Source organism: Paenibacillus sp. VMFN-D1 (genome assembly GCF_003386155.1).
In the GTDB taxonomy this organism is placed as follows: domain Bacteria; phylum Bacillota; class Bacilli; order Paenibacillales; family Paenibacillaceae; genus Paenibacillus_AQ; species Paenibacillus_AQ favisporus.
In genome coordinates this window covers 321,996-344,090 of sequence record NZ_QRDU01000005.1, presented here as the reverse complement: position 1 = coordinate 344,090, position 22,095 = coordinate 321,996, and the positions used below count along the sequence as shown (strand labels likewise).

Below are 22,095 nucleotides of genomic sequence, written 5' to 3'. Positions count from 1 at the left end.
CCGCTATTCATACGCCCCATAGCGGCTTTTACACCGAGACGATTTCGATGTGCACCGGTTGACCGGGCTCTCCGCAGATAACCTCATAAAAATCGCCGGGTTCGCCCCCGATCAGAGTTGCCTTTACCGCCAGGCCGTTTGCGCTAACGCTTAATGGCGCCGTTTTGGAGGCAAACACGAACCGGCCGCCTTCCCGCAAGCGGACGTTTGTCACCTTGCCTACCTCAGTACACCCGGCGACCGCCGCCGGGGAAATGTATTTGTCGGCCAGCCCGACCGGGGTAACGCTGCCCGTAACCGGAACGACGGCATAGATGGCGCAGCCTCCTTCCTCCAGGCGGATCGGGGTCTGCTCGCCGGCGCGCATCAGCCAGCCCTTGCCGGCAAAATGGTCGTACACGGCGAATTCCCCGCCGCCGAGTCCCGGCACATCGGCCGGTCCGACCGAACCCATAACCTGAGCAGAATCCCCACTGATATGAAAAGCAGCCACAACCCCTGCGCTGCCCGCCCGGTTCCACAGCTTAAGAGGAACGTGCTCTTCGGCCGGATTCAGCAGCAGGCAGTCCGGGGCCGGATTGGCCGTCTCGTCGCAGCGGATGACGGTGCCGTCTGCATAGATCAAAGGCCAGATGCGCGACGGATCGGTATTTCCCGGAGCGTCGCTGATATAGACCGGACCTCCGCTCACCGCACGCAGCACCGCACTCTGCACGTCGTCGTGGTTTTTGGACCAGTACATATCCCAGTCTCCCCAGTAAAAAGCCCCGTGGTAAAAGGAATTGTAGCCGTTCTGCAGCGCATGCTCCGGAAAGCCGCGCTTCTCCTGCGGCACAAAATCGTCGCTGTTGCGCGAAACGGCCGACTTCGGCCGGTGCCATATATTTTCGGACGCCATGCCCATGCAGTTGATGATCGTCCCGTCAAAATGCAGCGCGACCGAAGCCTCCAGCGCCTCGTGCGCAGCCGCGGCAGCCTGGCCGATGGGCATACGTCCCTGCAGGTAGTTCAGAACTGCACTTTGGCTGTCCACCTTGACGAAATCGACGCCCTGGCGGCGCAAAAATCCGTGCCAGGCATGCCAGAAGGCAAAGCCCTTGCCGGCTTCCGGATAAGGGATGAGATTGCCCCGGGGAACCCGGTACAGATGGTCCGCATACGTTCTGGCGATCGGGCTGTCCTCCAGTATGCCGCCCCAGTAACCGGCGATGGTGTGCCATACCCCGACGTGGCGGATGCCGTACCGCTCCTTCAGTGCATGCACGGCACGCTTCAAACCGCCGGGAAATTTGACGGGATCCGCTTCAAAGGAAGACAGCTTGCCCGCAGAAATATCGGACCAGCCGTCGTCGATCATCACCCAGCCGACCGGCAGTCCAAGCTGCTGCAGCTCGGCGGCTTTGGCCAGCAGCCCTTCTTCGTTGACCTGATGGTAAAAAGCGTCCCAGCTGCACCAGCCGAGCTTGTCCAACATCGCCGGAAACGGCTTCTGCTCCCTCGGCAGCGTCGGATAATCCAGCTCTTTCAGTGCGGAAGCTACATTGCGCTTGACGAGATCGTATGGATCGCTCCCGGCCGCAAAGGCAAACACCAGCGCTTCACACCGGGTATGCCCTTCCTCATAAGCGGATAATCGAAGCGTAATCCCTTCCTCGGCTCCGGCGGCATCCGCACGCCACACCGGCCCTGTCACCGGCAGCAGGTGGCCGTATTCGCCTGCCGTCTTCCACAGCACCGACTGCATCTTCTCCGGCAAACCGGCCAGATCGGTGCCAAAATGAGGGCGGGTCCACCAGTCCTTATGCTGGTAGTTGGCCATCAGCCCCTCGATCTGTCCAGCGGGCCGCAGCGTCAGCATGACCGCATGCTCCCCTGCGAACGAGCGCTGCTTGCCGAAATCATTTTCATTGGCGATGCCGGCTTCCACGGAGACCAGCATCGTACCGCCTGCCTTCTCGCGGACAAAAACCCGGGCTTGAATGGACTCATCCTCGCTTCGGTAGTGAAACCGGGTTTCTTCAAAAATCCCCTGTTCCGTCGAACCTTTCTCTGTTTCCGACCCTGTCAGCTGCAGCCGAACCGCTTCCGTCTCCGTCCGAAGCCGAACGGAAAGGCCAAACGGCCGGAGCAGAGCCTTCTCTACGCCGTCCTCCCCAAGGTTTTCACTGGAATGAAACGCACCTTGCCCTTCGATACTCATCAACGATTCCCCCTGCTGCTCCCAAAATGACGAACATGCCAATTTCCAACTATCTATACGACAAGGCCTGAGGGCTCTGACTTCCATGCCTTCAGGCCGCGATTCCTGTATCACAAACGTTATGATCAACCTGTTATCATCTGTTAAAAGTTCGCCGGATCCACCTTCGGTTTCCCGGATCAGTTATTCCCTCGTTCATGCTCCCCCAGCGCGTGAAGCGCAACGGACAAGCTTGCCGCATCCCCGACATGCTCGCCGAGCTCCGACGGCAGAATCCGGCAGGCCGCGAGCGTCCCCGGCAGCGCTTCACGCCGCAGCTCCTCCAGCACGAGCGGCCGGAGCACCTGCTCCTGGCGCGCATAGATGCTGCCGATTACGATCCGCTCCGGATTGAGCGTATCGACGAGGACGGCCAGGCCCCGGCCGAGCTTGCGGCCGATGATGCCCACCGCATGGCGCGCCAGCGCATCCCCGGCGGCAGCCGCCTCAAACACATCCTTCGCCGTCCATGCAGCCTCCCCGCTCCCTCCGGGTTGCGGGGCCATCCCTCCGGCACCGGCGGAGGATCGCGCGGCAGTCTCTGCCGTCGCTTCCTTCAAACCGGCAAACAGGCGGGCGATGCCCCCGCCGCTGCAAAAGCCCTCAAAAGAGCCGGCCTTGCCGTAGCCGACCGGCCCCTCTTCCGCCAGGCGGATATGGCCGACCTCACCGGCCATGTCACTTGCGCCGGCATACAGCGCTCCGTTCAGGATCAGACCCGCGCCCATTCCTGTCCCGAAGGTCAGGAAGATCATGCTGGACGCCCCGCGCCCGGCCCCCCACCGCCATTCGGCGAGGGCGCAGGCGTTGGCGTCGTTCTGGAGCGCGGCGGGTACGCCGAAGCGCTCCCGGAGCGGCGTGAGGACGTCGATGCCGTCCCAGCCGGGCAGGTTCGGCGGGGAGAGAATCCGTCCCCGCCGGCTGTCAAGCGGGCCGCCGCAGCTGACGCCGACGGCCGCGAGCGGCTCGCCCCCGCCGGCCGAAGCGGCCAGGCCGGCCAGCTCGCCGCACAGCGACGCCATCGCTTCCTCCGGCGTGTCCGGCGTCGGGAAGCTGCGCTTGCCCACGATTTCGATCCGGTCGCCTTCCGCCCTGCCAAGCACGGCTGCGCATTTCGTTCCGCCGATATCGAGGCCTCCCAGCAGTGTGCTCATGCGAAAAATGCCTCCTCCAGCATCATGCACAGCGTATGGTAAATCGGCAAATGCCTTTCCTGGATATCCGGCGTGCCGTCGTAAGGAACGCAGACGGCAATGTCGCACAGCTCCTTCAGGCGTCCGCCAGTGCGGCCGGTCAGGCCGATCGTAGTCATCCCGAGGGATTTGGCCACCTGAACGGCACGAACCACATTCGCCGAGTTGCCGGACGTGCTGAACACGACCAGCGTATCCTCCGGCCGGCCATAGCCGTACACCTGCTGGGCCACCGCCATATCGGCGGCAACGTCGTTGATGAACGCGGTCGACAGGCCGCTCTGGCTGACGAGAGAGATGGCCGGCAGCGCACCCTGCAGCCGGTCGGCGATATAAGCGCCTTCCTCGCCGTGAATGAGCATCTTATCGCGTTCGGCCGGCGGCAAAGTCCGCTTCAGCATAAAGCCCTTCATCAGCTCGCCCACGACATGCTCACAGTCGGCCGCGCTGCCGCCGTTGCCGGCGAGGAGCATTTTGCCTCCCCGGCGAAAAGAAGCTTCCATCGCCTCGTACGCCTGCCAAACCGCGTCCCGGCACGGCTGGAGATCCGGATATTTTGCAAACAGCTGCTCAAAGATCGCGCTCATCGCAATCACTCTCCCCATGGATGTTCATTCCCTTCAAATGTTCGATGGCTTTGACGATAAACTCCGGGCTGCCGAAGCTGCCCGATTTCAACACAAGCAGCAGCGCCTTGCCGTCCAGCGACATGCAGGAGGGCAGCCCCGGCTCAATCTCTTCCAGCACCCGCAGCCCGGTGATGCCCAGCCGGCCGCATACGGCAGCAGAGGTCTCCCCGCCGGCGATGACGACCCGGCGCTGACCGGTACGCTCCGCGACATCGGCTACAGCGCCGGCCAGCTCATCCGAAACGATGCGCGAGAGCACCGTACCCGACAGGCCGAGCTCCTCCGCCCGCTTGCGGGTCGCCGCCAGCTTGCCGGCATCGTTCGATGCATGGATCAGCACATCGCGTCCGGATGCCAGCTCCGCGCCGGCCCGCCGCACGACATCGGCGATGTGTCCGTTCTTGCGCGCCGGTTCCAGCAGCAGCAAGGAATCGAGCTCGATGATCGTTACACCCGCCTCCCGGGCGCAAGCAATCTGTGCCGCGGTTTGCGGCATCAGGCTGCCTGCCGCGAGCAGCACCCCTTCGCCCCGGGTGGCATGACCAGCTGAGCCTGCGTTGTCCTGCGAGGCGTCTGCATCATTGCTCAGTAACCCGCTATTTTCAATAAGGTCAGCAGTGGCTCTATCAACTTGCCCGCCATGCGGCCCGGTCCCGGCAGAGGCCAAGTTCTTCCCTGTTCGTTCTCCTTCATCTGCTCCCATGTCAGCCCTACGATAAAGGGCCGCGTTCTCCTCTGGCCCGGCAGTAGATCGATCTGAGCTTTCCCGGTCCGCATCCGCACGCTTCAGCAGCGGCGCGAGCTCCTCATAGAGGCCGGAACTGCCGCACAGCAGCGGCTCATCCAGTACCGCCTCGGCGATAATCCGCAGCGACTGCTGATCGCGGACGTCGAGAATCAGGTAGGCACATTCGCCCCGCATCCGGTTGATTTCCCCGCGCAGAACTTCGGCGCCCTGCTCCACCACGCCGATCGGCAGCATCGCCACCTTCCTCTCCGTCTGCGCCTGCAGGATCGCCGTCAGCTCCGACTCCTGCATCGGATGCACCGGATCATGCCGGAATTCGGACTCGGCCAGCGGCTTGCCGTGCACATAATGGATGCCGTCCAGCGTAACGCGGCCGTTCTTCGGAAATCCGAGCACGACGACCGCGAACGCAGCGGGCACCGCATCCAGCATGGCGTCGAATTCCGCTCCGATGTTGCCGCGGAAGACCGAGCACGTTTTGTTGACCAGCCGTGTGCATCCGGCGGCGCGCAGGGCGACGGTAGCCGTGTACACCTTGGCGTAAGCCTGATCCGCGGTATCGAGCCGCGAGTTCGTGTCCACCACGAGCACATCTGGCTGCGGATCCGGCAGACCGTGGCGGAGCTCATCCGCCGGATACACATGCGTCGTCAAGCCCGCCTTGGCGAACATGATGCCGATGTCGTTCGCGCCGGTAATGTCATCGGCAATGACGCCGATCATCCGTCCCACCTCCTCCGCGGCCGGTAGCCGGAGCGCTCCAGGAAGTCCTGCCGGACCGGATCCGGCAGCTCCTGCAGACGTACGCCCGCGCTCCCGGATTCAATCACCATCCGGCAGGCCATTTCGAGCGTCTGCAGCGCCATCCGCGCTTCCTTGATGCTGGTGTCGTAAACCAGCACCCCGTGGTGCTCCAGCAGCAGCACGTTGGCCTGCTTCGCCTTCTCCCTGACCGCTTCCCCCAGATCCAGCGAGCCGGGATGGGCGTACCGGACGCGTTCTACGCGTTCCAGATAGTACATCGTCTCCACGAACAAGCCGGAGGGGAGCGGAATATCGGCGCAGGCGAACAGCGTGCTGTAAAAAGGCGACGCGTGCAGCACCGCCCCCACGTCAGGCCGCAAGTCATACACGGCCTGGTGCATCGGCACTTCCTTGGACGGCTTGGGCCCGGCATCTGCCGGCGCCTCTCTGCCGTCCAGACAGCACTTGGCGAAATCTCCTTCGCCCAGTTCTCCCAGAAACGTTCCCGTGGCCGTGATCAGGAAGCTTGAATCATCCAGCCTGGCGCTGATGTTGCCCGCATTGCCCCAGGCGAGCCCCGTGTCCATCATAAATTTTCCAGCCGCCCGCAGCTCGGCAGCCGTCTCTTCGCAACGGCCCATATTACAGATCCCACTCCAGGAGGCTGGTTTCTGTCACGGGAAGGCTTTTGTCCGCCGGCACGCGGAACGTTTTGATTTCCGACGGCTTGAAATCGGCACGAATGCTGCGCTCCCATTTCGGGAGACTGATTTCGGCCGTCGTCGCCTTTTTGTCCGTCTCATACACGCGCAGGATCAGATCATCGTTATCCTCCGCTTTTTTCACCGCGCTGACGATGATGTTGTCCCGGTCCACCGACAGGTACGAATCCGTCTGCGGCAGCATTCCTTCGTGATACGTTTCAATGATGGCTACCGGCTTGCAGTTCAGCTCCGCGGCCCGGCGCGCAGTGCCTGCCTGCTCCCAGCCCTCTTCATGAGGAAGAAGCGAATAGTTAAACTGCTGAATGCCCTGGTCGGTAAAGGCATATTCGCCGTCCGCCTCCGGCACGTATGGATCGTGATGGGCGTAAATCGGGCTGCGCAGCACGGTCAGGGCCAGCTCCTTGTTGTGGATGCTGTAGCTGTACTTGGCGTCATTCATCAGGCTCAGCCCGTACACGCGGTTGGATCCCGGAACGATCCCCGTATAGTCCACCCAGCTCTGACCCGGCTCTTCCTCGCCGTTATGCTCGCGCTCGATCGTTCCGTAAGGAATTTCGTACGTATGCCGGCTGAAGACGCAGTTGACCGGGAAGACGAGCTTCAGCATTTTGAACTTTTCCCGCCAGTCCACGGTCACGCGAACGTCGATTTGGTCCCGGTCCGGATACATTGCAAAATCCTGCACCAGCCGCGAACTGCCGTATTCGCTTACCACACGGATGACCGATTTGACCGGCCCGTGCTCGATGCGCTGCACTCTCACCGCCTTAAACTGCCCTGCCGTCCGGTTAAAATGAAGCACGTCATGGCTCCATGTATCCGAGGTGTCGTCGATGACGACCGGCCGTGCCCCTTCGCCCCGCAGCACTTCATGATTCAGCTTCTTGTCCCGCAGGCTTTTAATGAAGCCCGTGTCCTTGTCGAACTCCAGCCGCAGCCGGCTGTTTTCCAAGACGAGATCGCTGGCCGTGATCGGCTCCCCGACCGGCTTCAGCGAAGCCGATTCCAGGAACAGCTTGTAGACCCGGTATCCGAGCGGCGGCAGTTCGGCCATAAAGCTCAGACGGTAGCGGCCTCTGGCTGCGGCCTGCGACTTGACGGTCTGGAACGGCACCGGCTTGCCGGTATCGTCGACCAGCACGCTGTTGTCCTTGATTCCGCCAATCTCCAGCTCGACGTTCACTTTGCTGGACCAGGCGTGCGGGTTGAACACGACGATCGGGCGCATCGTTTCATCCTGCTCGATGCCGATGTTCCAGGACAGCGACTGCACCGCGTAGTTCAGCGAGCGGTCGGCGATCGCCATCGCCTCTCCGAACAAATATCTCGCGTCCTCATACGCCGGTTCCAGGCTCGTTCCGGCCAGGATGTCATGGAACTGGTTGAACAGCACGTTTTTCCAGGCACGCGTGAATTCCTCAGGATACGGCTGCCCGGTGATCCATGAAGCGAGCGCGGAGAACTTCTCCGCCGCAATCAGCCGGTTCTCCGCCTGGCGGTTCCACTGCTTGATGCCGGAATGCGCGGCATAGCAGCCACTCGCGTGATGCTGCAGGTCGTCGTGCACAACCGGAAAATCAAGTCCGGAAGCTTCCATGTCCTTGAAGTAGCGGTCAGGCGTAGCGAACTCGAGCTTCGGCAGATCCGGCTCCTCGTTCAGGCGCCGAATGCTCTCGATATTTTCCTTGGTCGGCCCGCCCCCATGGTTGCCCACGCCGTAGAACAGCATCAAGTCGTTCAGCGGTTCCTTGAACTCGCCGAGGCAGCGGCGTACGTGATTTTCCAGATCTTTGCCCCAGGACAGGTACTCGAACATAATGCGGAACGTCAGCACCTTGGACCCGTCGTCGGACTGCCACCAGAAAAGCCGGCTGGGCAGGCCTTTTTCGTTCGGCATCGGGCGCATCATCACGTAGTAGTCCATCCCGCTCTTTTTTAAAATTTGCGGGAGCATGGCGTTGTGGCCAAAGCTGTCGACGTTGTAGCCGACTTTGGCGGTCACCCCGAACTTCTCTTTAAAATAACGCTGGCCGTACAAGCCCTGGCGAACGAAGGATTCGCCCCCCGGAATGTTGCAGTCGGGCTGGATCCACCAGCCGCCGACGATGTTCCACCGGCCTTCCTTGACGCGTGCGCGGATATCCTCGAACATGGCTGGCTCGTTGTTTTCGATCCACTCGTACATGGCCGCCGAGCTGGACGTAAAAATAAAATCCTCCGATTCCTTCATCCGGTCGAGGGCCGAGCGGAAGGTCGCTTTTGCTTCCTGGAAGCCCTCCTGCCACTGCCACAGCCACACCGGGTCGAGATGCGCATTGCCGATCATGTACAGCTTTTTGTCCTTCATACGTGGTTCAGCTCCAATCCATGGTTACTTGGGTGTAAGGATGAATCCGGTTTATTGGAAAAAGCGTCCGGCCTTTCCGGCGCTCAGCACGAAATTCTTCATCTTGTTCATGACCGTCTGCTTGACGGCGTCGCGGCCGGCAGCCAGCTGATCCGGCGCCAGTGCCCGGCACTCCGCGTCCGTCATCCGTTCTTCCCGGCCCAGTGCTGCCAGCAGTGACAGTTCCAGGTCGGTCGCGATATTCACTTTGCTGACGCCGCCCCCGTTCAGGGTGAACGCCTGCTGCATCATGTCGGCCGGAACGCCCGAACCGCCGTGCAGCACCAGATGCACCGGGGTCAACGCCCGGATCGCCGCAAGGCGCGCATAGTCGACCTTCGGCTGCTTCACGTTGTAGACGCCATGCGCGGTGCCGCACGATACCGCCAGGGCGTCCACGCCGGTCAGCCGCACGAACTCCGCCGCCTCATCGGGATCGGTGTACAGCTCTTCGTCGGTTTCCGTCTCGACGAAATCGGTCGTGCCGATCATGCCGAGCTCGGCTTCAACCGAGACGCCTCTGGCATGGGCATAGTCGGCCGCTTCTTTGGACTCGCGGACGTTGTCCTCGAACGGCTTTTCCGACGCGTCGATCATGACGGAGGTAAAGCCCGCTTCGATGGCCTCGGCGATGACCGCCATGTCCTTCGTGTGATCCAGGTGAAGCACCACCGGAACGGTGATCTGCTGCACCTCCAGCTGGCGGTAGAACTCCTCCGCAAATGCCTTCGGCGTAATGCCGTACCGGATCAGCTCTTTCTGCGAAATCTGGACGATCAGCGGCGAATCCGCCTCCTGCCCTGCCGCCAGAACGGCGGCGATCATGGACGTATAGCGCGGTGAAAACGAACCGATCGCGTACTTTCCGGCTTCGGCGGCTTGAAGGGCCTGCTTCAGCGTCAGGACGTTGGGCCGGCCCGCAGCTCCTGCTTGGGTCGTCATAGGGTAAAAACTCCTCTCGCTACTCTCTTGTTAATCTGAAAAATGGACCTTGTTTCCGTCCATTAAGTCTGTTGTTCAGTGAAGTCTGTTCTATTGTTATATCTGTTCAGTGAAGTCTGCTCAGCTCATTCTGTTCGCCGACAATTGCTCACGCACGCGCCCCATTCCGAAGGCAGGGCTGGTCAGAAAGCGGCTCCGTTCCTCCGGGGGCAGGCCTTCCACCGCCCGCGCCATCGACGCCTGGGCCAATACGACGATGTCGGCCGACCTGGCCATCCGGGCCAGCGCCTCGGCCAGCACTTCGTCATGGCCCTGCCGGTCGCCGATCAGCAGGCGCTCGTATGCGGAAGAGATCACCTCCGGCACCAGCCGGACTTCTCTTCCGAGCCGCTCCGCCTGCTGCAGCAGCAGCCGCTGCGTCGGCCCGAGCGTCGTGGCCAGCGTGGCCGCCACGCCGATGGTGCCGGCGGAGCGCACCGCATGCTCCGCCATCGCTTCGTCGATGCGCACGATCGGTACCCTGATCTCCGGCTGCACGACAGCGCACAGTTCTCCTATAGAAGAGCAGGCGTTCAGGATGCAGTCCGCGCCCTGCTGCTCCGCAATGTGCGCATACTGCTTCCACCGCCCGGCGATGGCTTCGACGTCCCCGCCATTTTCCGCAAGCTCCGGCAGAATCGAGTCGTCCACCAGATTGATGACACGGAGGCCGGGCATCAACTGCTGTGCCAGGTCCCTTAAAGGATCGACCGTGACCGGGGTCGTATGAATGACCGCCAGTTTGAAGCGTCCCCATTCCTGCGGCTGGCGCGTTGTACTTGTATCGACTGTATCCATGTCCATCGCAAGTTCACCCTTTCCTCATTTCGCTAAGCGCCGACCGGACATCGGGATAATATCCGGCCGCCGCTGCGCTGTACACGGCCGCTCCATAGGCCGCTTCTTCCTCCCCGGGCGGAAGCTCGAGCGCCAGCCCGAGCTTCGCTTCCAGCATCTCTCGGAGGAGAGGGTTCCGGCGGATGCCGTTGCCCGAGCCCGCCGCGGCCGAGATGCTGCCGCGCTGCCCCGCCGGCAGTGCGCCGACGTACTGCATCAGCTCGTCGGCCATGCCCTGCAGGAAGCCTGCGGCCAGATGGCCGGGCGTGAAATTGTCCGGCCCGATGCCGCGGATGGCCCCCCGAAGGCCCGGATCCTGCCGGGTTCCGTAGAACTGGGTCTGCACCTGAAGCGGTGCATCCCCGCGCCGAATCGCCTCCCGGGCCCATTCATTCATCCGCGCGTAGATCTCGCCTTCATCCGGAGACGTGCCGAAGGCTCTGCCCACCTCTTGAAAGAACGCCAGCAGCATGGCGTAGGACTTGCCCCCGCTAAGGGGGGCGCCTACCAGCAGCGAGCCGCCTCCCGGAAACGGCCGGATTTCAAGGCCGGCCGCAGCATCCAACTCCTCCGGAGACACGTCGTTGTCCGTGTAAATGGAAATTTGCGAGCCGGTCCCAACGTTGACGAGCAGCGTCCGCTCCAGCTGCGATACCGAACCGAGGAAGCTCGCCTGGTTGTCGCCGATCGCGCATGCTACGGGCTTGCCGTCCGGCGTTCTACCGGCCGGCTCCGTACCCTGGCAAACGGGCGGCAGAATGGATGCATCTATCCCGGCCCGCCGCAGCGCTTCTTCATCAAAGCCGTGCCGGCTCGCCGAGAACAATCCGATCCCGGCCGCGTTGGATGGATCCATGAGCGGTTTGGCGGCGCCCGTCAGCTGCATAGCCACGTAATCGCCGATCGTACATAAGTAAACCGCATCTTTGGGAACGTTCCCGTTTTTCACATGATGAAAGTGCGTGACCAGTCCGTAGCCGCTGGCTGCCGGATAACCCGTGATTTCCCGAAGATACCGTGCGTAAGAAGCATCCCGGTCCTCCATCCGCTCGTCTCCCCGCCCGTCCTGCCAGGTATAGAGCGGGCTGACGCTTTGGCCATCTCCGTTGACATAAAGAATGCCGTGCATCTGGCAGGAAATTCCGACCGCGGCAACGTCCGGCCATTCCTCTTGGCATTCCGCAAGCAGCCCTCGGACTTGCTCCATAATCCGCTGCGGATCCTGCAGCCGTTCCCAGCTGCGCTCCCCACGAACCGAAGCATCGTTCGGACAAGTTGCCACGCGGACCGCCCGGCCTGACGCAGCCGAAATCAGCACGGCGCTGATCGATGTCGTTCCGATATCAATTCCTGCAAATAACATCCATTGTCCCCTCCCGTATTCGTCCTGCATCTTATCTCGCCTAAGCGATTTCATGGATTTCCTTATTCTTTTTCGCGGGCATAAAGCTAGGCACCTTCAAGCCATCCGCTTTTGGGTTATGAAATCCTTGTCTCGCTGGAAGGCGGTTTCGATAGGATGAAGAACGTCTACCGGCGTATTTTCATAAGGAACAGACAGCGTTTTTTGTATCCAGCTACCAGCTTTCAGTATTCGATCCCTTGGTCTTCGAATCTGTTCTCGATCCATTAGTCTTTAGATCTGCTTCGATCCTTCAGTCTCTCGATCTGTTTGAACCCTCGGTCTTTCGATCTGTATTAATCCTTCAGTTTTTAATCCTTCAGTTTTCAGTCCCTCGGTCTCCGATCCTTCAGCCTTCAATCAGCTCGCTAAGCCCCAGCTCCGCTGCGTATTCCGCCGCCTCTTGGGACGCGTACAGAATCAAGCCGATGCACCAGGAGTGCGACAGGGTCAGCATCATTCCTTTGGGCTGGAAGCAGTTCGTGTTGTAATAACGCTCGGTGACCATGCCTTTATAGGCGTTGAAGTCCCCGTCCTCCCGCGCGATAAACTGCAGGAAGCAGGCGATATGGTCGCGGGTGCGGTCCAGGTAATACCGGTCGCCGGTATACTTCCACAGCCGCAGCATTTCCGGAACGCAGAACAGGCCGTAGTTGTGAAGATGCTGGTTCGACGTGGACGCCTGATCCGCGCCGCGCGAGCGGAAATCGTACTGCGCCAGCAGGGTGTGGCGCGGGAAACACAGATTATACGTCCAGCGGAACGTCATCATCCAGTCCGCCGCGCTGGATGCAAGCTCCAGCCACTTCGGCTGCCGGTCATACTCGTACAGCAGCACGTAGGCGGCGACGGCGTTATAGGCGTCTTCCGAGGTCGGCGTCAGATGCACATCCTCCGGAGCGCCGTATATATATTCATCCCTGATAAACTTCTCGTAATAGCTGCCGGCACGCACGGCGGCTTCCGCAAACCGCGGTTCCCCGAACAAGTCCGCGCCTTCGAGCAGCGCCGCGATCCACAGCATGCCGCCGGCGCCGTCCCATTCTTCGATCTCCCCGGTCTCCGCATGGTAATAGGAGCCGAAATTGCCGTCGCTCCGCTGGCAGGAAGCCGCAAAGTTCAGGTTCGACAGGGCCGCCGCCTCCCAGTCCGGATGGGATGCTCCCTGCCCGCGCTCAAAGGCCAGCGCCCGGACCATGAACAGCGTTGCCTCGGCCGCCGTTCTCGCCTGCAGCCAATCGGGCTTCGGATTCCAGCCGGCGTTCCAGCCCCGGCCCTCGATCCAGGACGCCCAGAAAATGCCGCTCGGCGACAAGCCTTCGGCGATTTTGCTCAGCACGTCCATGCCGGCGGCCGTATACTCGGCTATCCCCTGTCTGCGTCCGTACTGCAGCAGAGCATGCGCGTAAGGCGCTCCGCTGACCCAGCCTACGTGCATATGGGGGCGGTCCCCCTGCCCTTTAACGTTGTTGTTCAGCTCGCGGTCAAACGCGGCCGTTTCGTACAATATGCGGTGCTCCGGACGATAATGCCACGTATACAGGCCGTGGGCGGTCAGCTGCGCCGCCTCGTCCAGATCCATCCAAGGCCGGAGCGGATAGGCCTCGGCATGCAGCCGGTACATCCGGCGCACGAACGGGTCGTACGCGTGGGGATCGCCGGCCGCCGTATACACCCGGTAATGCAGCGTCACCTGCTGCCCCGGCTCAAACCGTGCGGACGCCAGATCCGCAGGCGCCGGAACCGGCTCGCCGACGAACGTCACCGGCTCCTCCCGGTAAGGGAAGTTCAGCCAGACCGCCGTTCCGTCCGCGTTGCCCCGGAAGCCGAGGCCCGTCAGGCCCAGCTCCGACATTTCTTCCGTGCAGAGCGCGCCGCACAGGTCGTCATTCCAGGCAAACACCGCCGGCAGCGCCGCCCGGTCCGAGCGGAAGGACCAATAATCCGATACCATCTGCCCGGGGTCTCCACCTCGGTAGTCATAGCGGGGATAGCGCCGCAAATTTTTCTCAAAACGATTTTCCTTATAGAAGGCGCCGGGAATCATCCAGTCCGGCTTCCCCGGGCCGATTACCTCTGCCCGCAGCGTCAGCCCCATATTTTTGGGAACGTTCCCGTTATACGTTAAATGAAGGGTGACGTCGTAGCCGCCACAGCTGTCCTTCACCGCTTCCCATTTCGCTTCGGCAGCAAATTCGCCCGAAGAGCCGGACATCGCCAGCCCTCCATCCATCCAGGCATCCACCCTCTCGATCGGAACCTCCAAGGTTGACCCGTCCAGCGGGCTCCATGCTTCGATCAAATGACCGAACCGCAGCGCAGCCTCCCCCTGTTCCTCACCGGGCCGATACACGTTCAGTACGTAACGCTCACCACCGTCTGCTTCTGCCTTCCATCCCACGATTGACTCCCGCCTTTCTTCCAATAGCCTGCTTTTTCCGGAAACTTTTCTACATTACATATCCAGCTGGTATATCTCGATCAGGTTGTCCCGGAAAATGCGCTTGGCGAATTCCATCGCCGCCTGTTCCGTCATGCTGCCCTCCTGAACTTTCTCGGTTAACACGTCGCCCACTAGGTTCCGTACCAGCTTCAGGTGCGCGTAGGTTCCTTCGATATGGTTGTAGTCGCCCCCGAATCCCTGGATCTTGGACTGCGGCACCATCTCGATCATTTGATGCAGAATTTGCTTGCCGATCGTCGGCGAGATGATATGCACCCAGGTAAAGTCGGTGTAAACGTTCGGATAATTTTTCGCAATGCTCAAATACGATTGATGGTAAGGAAAACCGCAGTGCAGCAGGACGAATTTGGCGTCCCGGTACTGCGCCAGCAGCGGCAGCAGCAGCTCTGCGTTCGAGTTGGTCAGGATGTTGCCGTTGCCGGACACGCTCGATTCATGATGGCCGGTGTGAATCTGGATCGGCAGCTCATAGGCGATGGAACGCTGGATGATGAAATGAATGAGGTAGTCCTGCAGCGCCAGCGTCTCTTCCTTCGACAGCCCGTCCTCCAGCGTATAGCCCAGCAGCCGGTTGAAGACGACCTCCGCTTCGTGGAACGTCGGCTTGGTGCTGGCGAGGCTCCGCCAATACGCATGGCCCAGCTTCGTCGCGACCATCCCTTCCTGTTTGTATCTATGCAATAAGGCATCCACTGCTTCGAGATAGCCCGGGAACGAATGCACATGCATCCCTGCAGCGTTTTCCACGTCGTGAATATCCTTGAGTGTTCGAAGTTTAAAGATAAAATCCAAAAACATGATCGGCCGGAACAATTCGAAATCCAATTGCGTGGTTTGGATCAGCGTGAACGCCAGGTCAATTTTTGATCGTTCGTACAGCACCTCCCGGTACCAGTCCGGGTTATTCGTCGCCGCCTTAACTTTATCATTAACCTCCAGGATGCCTTGGACCGTCCAATCTTCAAAGCCGTACAGGTCCTTCATGGCCGTCCGGAACATGTTTGCGTACGTGGTGTTGTTCGCGCGCTGCCAGTACTGCAAGAAGGTGGCCGCTTTCTCTTCGTCGCTGCGCAGCCGGCCGCTTAAAGCCCCGCGCTGCATCCCCGCCGTAATGAAGTCGGAATCCAGGTAATGCATCAGGGAGAAAAAATCCTGCTGCTCTCTTTGTCTGATCTGCGGAGTCGCCAAATGCTCGTGTCCGTCGATGATCCGTAGTTCGCTGATATAATCATGTATGCTGCTCATCGGGCCTTTCTCCTTCCAAAAATGGAGCGGCTGCTCCTCTTCTCATCCGAACAGCAGCCGCGTCTATTTATCTGTCGTTTCTGCCCTTGACCGGGCGATCAGTCCACATTCAGCTCAGGGAAAGCGTTCTTCACTTCTTTTTTGAAATCGGTCACGACGTCGTCAAAGCTGCGGTTGTTCGTTATGCCGTCGCTGGCGACCTTTCTCCACTTGCTCAAAATTTCCTCGCCGTACTTATCCGCTTTGGCTGCCGGAATTTTCACGACGGTTTCGTAATATGGCTTCAAGACGTTTTCGTCGCCGAACAGCGGGGATTTAAATGTATCCAGGTTGGCTTCATACACTTTGCTGTTGCCCGGCATATTGCCCGTTTTCTCCAGGTTGTGCTGCTGCCATTCCTCGCCGGCGATATATTTGATGAACTCATACGCCAGATCCTTGTTCTTGGATTTTTCGTAGATGCCGCGGTACGTTCCGCCAGAGTAGAAGCCTTCCGGCGTTTTGGCTACGCCGTACTTGCCTTTGGCCTTGTCGTCCTTGTTATCGACCATAAACCCGGCCCATGCCGGCATCGAAGTCAGCACGACGCTGCCGTCGTTCAGCGCGTTGCCCCAGCCCGCCGACATGAACGGAAGCTTGGCGTCCACGTTGTTTTTACGGATATCCAGCTGCGTCTGATAGATCGTCTGCCATTTCGGATCGATGTTCAGCTTGCCGTCCTTCACCCACGGCTGGGTGTTGTAGGCTTCAATATCGAACAGGTCACCGGCGTTTTGGATCAGATGCACTTTGCCGCCGCTGTCCGCTGCCACCTTTTTGCCGAGTTCAATGATTTTGTCCCACGAGCTGACCATATCGCTGACTTTGTCGGGATCATCCGTGCCGAGGTACTTCTTGGCTGTATCGCGCAGATACCAGAAGCCGCCCGGAGAAGAGTGGTCGGAAATCGCCCGCAGCTTACCGTCCTGGGAGCGTCCCAGCTCCTGAACGTAAGGGATGTAATCTTTCACCAGATCCTCGGCGCCCATCGCCGACAGGTCCGTCAAAAACTTCGAATCGATGAATTTGCCGATATACCCGCGCTCCAGGTCGAAAATATCGGGAACGTCGCGGCCGGACTGCAGCGCGGTCAGCAGCTTCGTCTGGTATTGGTCGCCCGGGAACATTTTGACGTCTACCGTGACGCCGGGATTTTTCGCCTGAAACTGGTCGGCCATGTCCTTCACCTGGTCAAAGAACGTCCAGATGACCAAGTGGCCCTTAAGCTCGCCGGATTCGGCAGCTTTGCCCGAGTCGTCTCCGCTTGCCGTACCGCTGCTGTCCGAAGCTTTGCTTCCGCATCCGGCCAGCATGCTGCCGACCAGCAGGACGGACAGCACCATCATCAGCCATTTCTTCGTTTTCAAAACCGATCTCCCCTTTTGGTCGTGATTGAAGTGCATGCGTAACATCTGTCCGCAATTTGTAGAACGCTTTCAATTGACTGTGTTATCCTGGCGGTCACCGCGCCGTTTCCCGGTCATCACCTCTTTCCCTGGAATCTGAAAGTCAAACCGACGTGGATAGCCTGCTCCGACGGGTCAGCCTTTGACCGCTCCCGCCGCCACGCCGTCGATAATCCGTTTGGACATGAACGAGAAGAAGACGAGGATCGGCATAACTGCAATCACGATGCCCACATACTGTGCGCCAAAGTCTGATGTAAACTGGGACTTCAGGCTCGCGATCATGACCGGCAGCGTCTGCAGGTTGTTGTCGAAGAGGACGATCATCGGCGTGAGAAAATCGTTCCATTTGCCGATAAAAGCGAAGATTCCCAGCGTCGCAAGCCCCGGACTCATGATCGGCAACACGATCCGGTTGAAAATCTGCCATTCACCGTACCCGTCCATCCGTCCCGATTCGATGATTTCCGTCGGCACCGAGGAATCCGCGAATTGCCTCATCAGGAAAATTCCGAAGGCGTTGTGGATCGAAGGCAAAATGAGCGGCCAGTAGGTGTTCAGCATGTTCAGCGAATCCATCAGCTTGAAAAAACCGATGATGCCGAGCTGGCCCGGAATCATCATCGTGCCGAGCACAAACAGGAACAGTACGTTTTTGTACTTAAAGTTGTATTTCGAGAAGCCGTACCCGGCCAGCGCCGCAAAGTACACGTTAATGATCGTCGATGTGACGGTAATCAGGACGGTGTTCCCGAAGCCCCGCCAAATGTTGACTGTGTCCTTCAGCCTCGCGTAGTTGTCGAGGAACTGGTCTCCCGGAATGAGCAGCAGCTTGCGCGCGATATCCGAGTTGGCATGGGTCGACGTTATGATCATGCTGTAAAAGGGCAGCAGGCATGTCGCCGCCACGGCGATGAGAAAGAGGTACAGAATGCCTCGGGTAAGTATTTTAGCCATGAAGGTGGACCTCCTTAATCCTTCAGCTTCGACGCTTTGGCCGTAATGGCCGTAAAGAACATGACCACAAAGAATATTCCGTAGGCGACCGCCGCCCCGTAGCTGTAATCAAAGTTTTTGAAAGCCGTTTCATATAAGTACATGACCATCGTTCTGGAAGAGTTGCCCGGCCCGTCTCCGAGCATGAGCGGCGCATCAAACAGCTGCAGGCCGCCGATGACCGACGTAATGAACACAAACAGGAATACCGGGCGGAGCAGCGGCAGCGTAATGTGCATCGCCGTCTGCTTTTTGGTCGCCCCATCCACTTCCGCGGCTTCATACACTTCTCTCGGAATGCCCTGAAGTCCGGCGATAAAGACGATCATGTTAAACCCGAAGTACTGCCAGCAGATGACCCCCGATGCGATGATTCTGGACCACCATGGGCTGTTAAACCAGTTGACCGGATCGTGAATGATCCCCAGACTCATGAGCAGCTTGTTGATCGTCCCGGTCTGCCAGTCGAACATGAGGGAGAAGATGACCCCCAGCGTGACCGGCGTAATGATGTGAGGAAAGAAATAGACCGCCCGGAAGAAATGCTTGCCCCGGATAAAACGCTCATTCAGCACCAGCGCGAGCAGCACCGACAAGATGAGCTGGGGAACGTTGGATAGAATCCAGATAATAAGCGTGTTGCCTATCGTCTGATAAAAGAAGCTGTCGTGCAGCAGCCGCGAATAATTCGCCAGCCCCACATAGACCGGATCCGAAAATCCGTCCCATTTCATGAAGCTGAGGTAGAGCGTGTACAGAATCGGCATCAGTCCGAATACGGCAAAGCCGATGAAGAAAGGCGCCACAAAGATGTAACCGTAAAATGACCTGTTGACCTTGGAGCCCATCGTATTCACCCCTTTTTACACTTTACTTGGTTCCGCAAGAGTCCCGGACGATGAGCTTCGGCTTCAGCAGATGGATCGCTTCCTCTCGCTTGTCCTGGACGCCTTCGATTTGCTGAAACAATCCTTCCGCCGCTTTTCGGCCGATGGCTTCAAAGGGCTGTCGCACCGTCGTCAGCGACGGGTACACCCATTCCGAGATCGAAATGTCGTCATACCCGACAACCGACATCTGCTTGGGCACGTTCAGCCCGTGCTCCTGGATGGCCCGCAGCGCCCCGGTTGCCGCTTCGTCGTTGGAGCCGATAACGGCCGAGAAGCCTTTGCGCTCCAGCAGCTGCTGCATGGCCTGATATCCGCCTTGGCTGCTCCAGTCCGACTCCACCACCCATTCCGGACGGTAGGTTAACCCAAGCGTTTCCATCGCCTGTAAATAACCGTTAAAACGATGCTGGTTCGCTGCGGCATGCTGCGGTCCGGAAATGTATGCGATCTCCCGGTGGCCCAGGCTGTGTAAGTATCCGACGATATCGTAGACCCCCGCCGCATTGTCCACGTCGACCGCGAAGATGCCGTCCTTGCCGCCGTGATCCCCGATCAGCGCGATCGGATACTGCGAGTCCCTGATTCTCTCCAGGTCTTCGTCTTTGCGCTTTTGGAAGCTCACCAGGATCACTCCGTCGACCTGCCCTTCGTACAGAAGGTTGAGAAAGGATATTTCTTCGGCATAATTGGAAGTCCAGCTCAGGAAGGTGCAATTGTATCCCTTCAGATTGGCTACTCCCTCAATGCCCCGGATGATGCCGGAATAGAAAATATTCGAAATGTTGTCGACGACGACCGCGATGCTGTTCGTCCGGTCAAGCACCAGCCTGCGGGCGTTGGCATTGCGGTGGAAATTCAGCTCCTTGATGGCTTTTTCCAGCGCTTCCTGCGTTGCTTTTTTAACCTGCTGCCCGTTCAGGTAACGGGACACGGTGCTTTTGCTTGTTCCTGCCAATCTGGCGACATCGTGAATGGTTGGACCCACTGTTATCACTCTCTCCATGTATCGTTTCCCATGTTTCGGCCCCTTCACTTGCCTATCCCGCTGATGCGGAATCGATGGCAAGATACAGCACGAATACCATTTTTGGGAACGTTCCCATTTTACCAGACAGCCCAGGTCCAAGAAAAGGACATGTTTGGCAGAAGCTGCCGTTTCTTTACCGGAAGGATTCACGGCACTAGCAGTCGGTTGTCTGTCCCCCGTCTTAGAGCTATCCAAACAGCCTCTTATAAGGTACCCGTCTTGAAAAAGGTTCCGTCACGGTCCTCCATCCTCCACTGCCAGTTCCATTTTGGGAACGTTCCCAAAACGAAGGAAATGCCTCTCTCATCTTTGCTTCATCAGAGCTCATGTGAACGAGAAAGGATCTCACATGAAGCCGAATGACCGGATCAAAACCGATGAAAATTTTGGGAACGTTCCCGTTTTGGTGCAACAACTTGATTAAGATGGGTCTATAATAGCGCTTCCAGGATGGGGTGTCAACGGGTATTTCAAAAATAAAAAATATCCTTTTTATGGGTGGCGGCTTATCATTGTCCCTCCCCACGATTTTTTCCTAAATGAATGACATTTGCCCAAGAAGCTGAATAGGGTGAAGAAAAGCCTATATTTGCGAAGGGAGATACACCAAGGATGTATTACTATACGTGGGACTATCGGGCTCCGGCCTCATCCATCGCCGATCTCGAGAAAGCCATCAACGGAGAATACTCCGCCATCGCCTGCTATGAACGGCTGGCGGGTGCGGCGCCAAGCGAAGAAGAACGCACACAGATCATGGAGATCCGTAAAGACGAAATCAGACACTATCAAACGTTTGCCGGGCTGTACACATCCCTGACCGGAAGACAGCCGGGACCTGTCATCAATGAGCCCTGCCCCTCCGTCTACCGGGATGGCCTCCACTTTGCCTTCAAGGACGAACAGAACACGGTGGACTTCTACCATGAAGCCGCCGACCGGGCATCCGATCCGGCCGTGAAGCAGGCCTTCCTCAGGGCAGCCGCCGATGAGCAGAACCACGCCGTTTGGTTTTTGTACTTTATTACAAAGCAGGCCAGGGAATAACCGTTGGGGCGAAAGGACACAAAAAGATAAGCCAAACGCTTGCCGGGTCTGTGGCCCTCGATCAGAGCGCACGTAACACTTGCATAGAGATGCTGGTTGCTTGAAAGAACCGCAAGCCAAAATGGCGCCACAGGGATCTGTCCCTATGGCGCCATTTATATTTATTAAAACCACATGCCAAACTAGATGCGAAATTGGGATTGAAGGATATTTGTGCTATCCGGCCAGTCCTTTTGTACTCCTACACCCCGTAATGCGTAACGCCTCCATCAACAAATAAATTTTGCCCCGTAACGTATCCCGCTCCTTCGGAACAAAAAAACAGAACGGGAGCGACCACTTCCTCCAAACGGCCATACCTTCCCATTGGCGTCCGCTGTTCAATCATCTTCTGGTTATCCGGATCGTCGAGGGCTTCTGCGTTAAGAGAAGTCCGGATAAACCAAGGACTAACCGCATTGACGGTAACGCCATATCGGGCCCACTCGCTGGCCAGCTGTTTTGTCAATTGCACGACAGCCGCTTTGCTGGGCCCATATGCCGTTGAGAATGACAGCGTTAGTTCCGATGCCACGGAAGCGATATTTACGATACGGCCGCTTTGGCGTTCAATCATATGGCTACCTGCCGCTTGGGACATAAGAAAAACGGACTTTAAGTTGGTGTCGACGACGAAGTCCCATTCTTCCTCACTGAGCTCAAAAGCGGAATGGCGAACGTTTGTCCCGGCATTGTTGACCAGTATGTCGATTTTCCCGAATCTTTCCACCACTTGCTGAACGGCCGAGTCTACGGAACGCTTATCGGTAACATCGCAAGCGATGCCGAGCGCACGCCGTCCGGTAGCAACGCTAATTTCATGAGCCGCTGCAAGTACCTCGGCCTCGGTCCGGGCAGTCAACGCGACATCCGCTCCCGCCTGAGCAAGCCCCTCAGCAATCGTTTTTCCGATCCCGCGGCCGGCACCGGTAACGATAGCCACCTTTCCGTTTAAATCGAAGTTGACGTTGACCACGCTATATCCCTCCAATCAAAATGCATATGTCTGATCATAAAACACCTGTTAACATAAGTGAAATGCATATTAATTATCATGA

The 22,095-nt window shown here is 58.7% G+C and carries 17 protein-coding genes; 1 reads left to right on the top strand and 16 read right to left on the bottom strand.

The window, feature by feature from the left end:
• Window positions 1-28: 28 nt before the first annotated feature.
• From C7820_RS27975 to C7820_RS27905, 15 genes are all read right to left on the bottom strand, one after another.
• Window positions 29-2,200 (bottom strand): Sip1-related alpha-galactosidase, encoded by a 2,172-nt coding sequence (locus C7820_RS27975; protein ID WP_181909220.1) that lies wholly within the window; start codon window positions 2,198-2,200, stop codon window positions 29-31.
• Between the two features lie 179 nt (window positions 2,201-2,379).
• A complete protein-coding gene (locus C7820_RS27970) occupies window positions 2,380-3,393 on the bottom strand; it encodes an ROK family protein (RefSeq protein WP_116233810.1) in 1,014 nt (337 codons plus the stop codon).
• Complete coding sequence (locus C7820_RS27965) at window positions 3,390-4,019, bottom strand: D-sedoheptulose-7-phosphate isomerase (RefSeq protein WP_105444281.1); 630 nt, start codon at window positions 4,017-4,019, stop codon at window positions 3,390-3,392. Before C7820_RS27965 ends, C7820_RS27970 begins: the two co-directional genes overlap by 4 nt.
• Window positions 4,003-5,532: a four-carbon acid sugar kinase family protein gene (locus C7820_RS27960; RefSeq protein ID WP_116233809.1), complete on the bottom strand. Its 1,530-nt coding sequence runs from the start codon at window positions 5,530-5,532 to the stop codon at window positions 4,003-4,005. Before C7820_RS27960 ends, C7820_RS27965 begins: the two co-directional genes overlap by 17 nt.
• Window positions 5,529-6,194 (bottom strand): class II aldolase/adducin family protein, encoded by a 666-nt coding sequence (locus C7820_RS27955; protein ID WP_116233808.1) that lies wholly within the window; start codon window positions 6,192-6,194, stop codon window positions 5,529-5,531. Before C7820_RS27955 ends, C7820_RS27960 begins: the two co-directional genes overlap by 4 nt.
• Before the next feature lies 1 nt (window position 6,195).
• Window positions 6,196-8,625 carry an alpha-mannosidase gene (locus C7820_RS27950; RefSeq protein WP_116233807.1) on the bottom strand — a complete coding sequence of 810 codons (2,430 nt, stop codon included), beginning with the start codon at window positions 8,623-8,625 and terminating at the stop codon, window positions 6,196-6,198.
• Between the two features lie 51 nt (window positions 8,626-8,676).
• The gene (locus C7820_RS27945) at window positions 8,677-9,606 is read right to left on the bottom strand and encodes a class II fructose-bisphosphate aldolase (protein ID WP_116233806.1); all 930 of its coding nucleotides are present in this window, start codon (window positions 9,604-9,606) and stop codon (window positions 8,677-8,679) included.
• 120 nt (window positions 9,607-9,726) lie between these two features.
• Entirely contained in the window at window positions 9,727-10,449 is a 723-nt protein-coding gene (locus C7820_RS27940) for an aspartate/glutamate racemase family protein (protein ID WP_116233805.1), read from the bottom strand.
• A gap of 7 nt (window positions 10,450-10,456) precedes the next feature.
• A complete protein-coding gene (locus tag C7820_RS27935) occupies window positions 10,457-11,845 on the bottom strand; it encodes a sedoheptulokinase (protein WP_181909219.1) in 1,389 nt (462 codons plus the stop codon).
• Between the two features lie 388 nt (window positions 11,846-12,233).
• On the bottom strand, window positions 12,234-14,285 hold the full coding sequence (locus C7820_RS27930) for a YyaL domain-containing protein (RefSeq protein WP_116233803.1): 2,052 nt from the start codon (window positions 14,283-14,285) through the stop codon (window positions 12,234-12,236).
• Window positions 14,286-14,339: 54 nt separating this feature from the next.
• Window positions 14,340-15,593: an amidohydrolase family protein gene (locus C7820_RS27925; protein WP_116233802.1), complete on the bottom strand. Its 1,254-nt coding sequence runs from the start codon at window positions 15,591-15,593 to the stop codon at window positions 14,340-14,342.
• A gap of 98 nt (window positions 15,594-15,691) precedes the next feature.
• Entirely contained in the window at window positions 15,692-16,999 is a 1,308-nt protein-coding gene (locus tag C7820_RS27920; RefSeq protein ID WP_163881146.1) for an ABC transporter substrate-binding protein, read from the bottom strand.
• Between the two features lie 174 nt (window positions 17,000-17,173).
• Window positions 17,174-17,995, bottom strand: coding sequence for a carbohydrate ABC transporter permease (locus C7820_RS27915; RefSeq protein WP_116233800.1), 822 nt, complete (start codon window positions 17,993-17,995; stop codon window positions 17,174-17,176).
• Window positions 17,996-18,009: 14 nt separating this feature from the next.
• A complete protein-coding gene (locus tag C7820_RS27910; protein ID WP_076173788.1) occupies window positions 18,010-18,882 on the bottom strand; it encodes a carbohydrate ABC transporter permease in 873 nt (290 codons plus the stop codon).
• A gap of 22 nt (window positions 18,883-18,904) precedes the next feature.
• Complete coding sequence (locus C7820_RS27905) at window positions 18,905-19,927, bottom strand: LacI family DNA-binding transcriptional regulator (protein ID WP_116233799.1); 1,023 nt, start codon at window positions 19,925-19,927, stop codon at window positions 18,905-18,907.
• Window positions 19,928-20,563: 636 nt separating this feature from the next.
• Here C7820_RS27905 and C7820_RS27900 point away from each other — a divergent pair.
• On the top strand, window positions 20,564-20,998 hold the full coding sequence (locus C7820_RS27900; RefSeq protein WP_116233798.1) for a ferritin family protein: 435 nt from the start codon (window positions 20,564-20,566) through the stop codon (window positions 20,996-20,998).
• A 241-nt stretch (window positions 20,999-21,239) separates the two neighbouring features.
• Here the strand turns inward: C7820_RS27900 and C7820_RS27895 are convergent, their stop codons facing one another.
• Window positions 21,240-22,013, bottom strand: a complete 774-nt coding sequence (locus tag C7820_RS27895; RefSeq protein WP_116233797.1) for an SDR family NAD(P)-dependent oxidoreductase — start codon at window positions 22,011-22,013, stop codon at window positions 21,240-21,242.
• Window positions 22,014-22,095 lie beyond the last annotated feature (82 nt).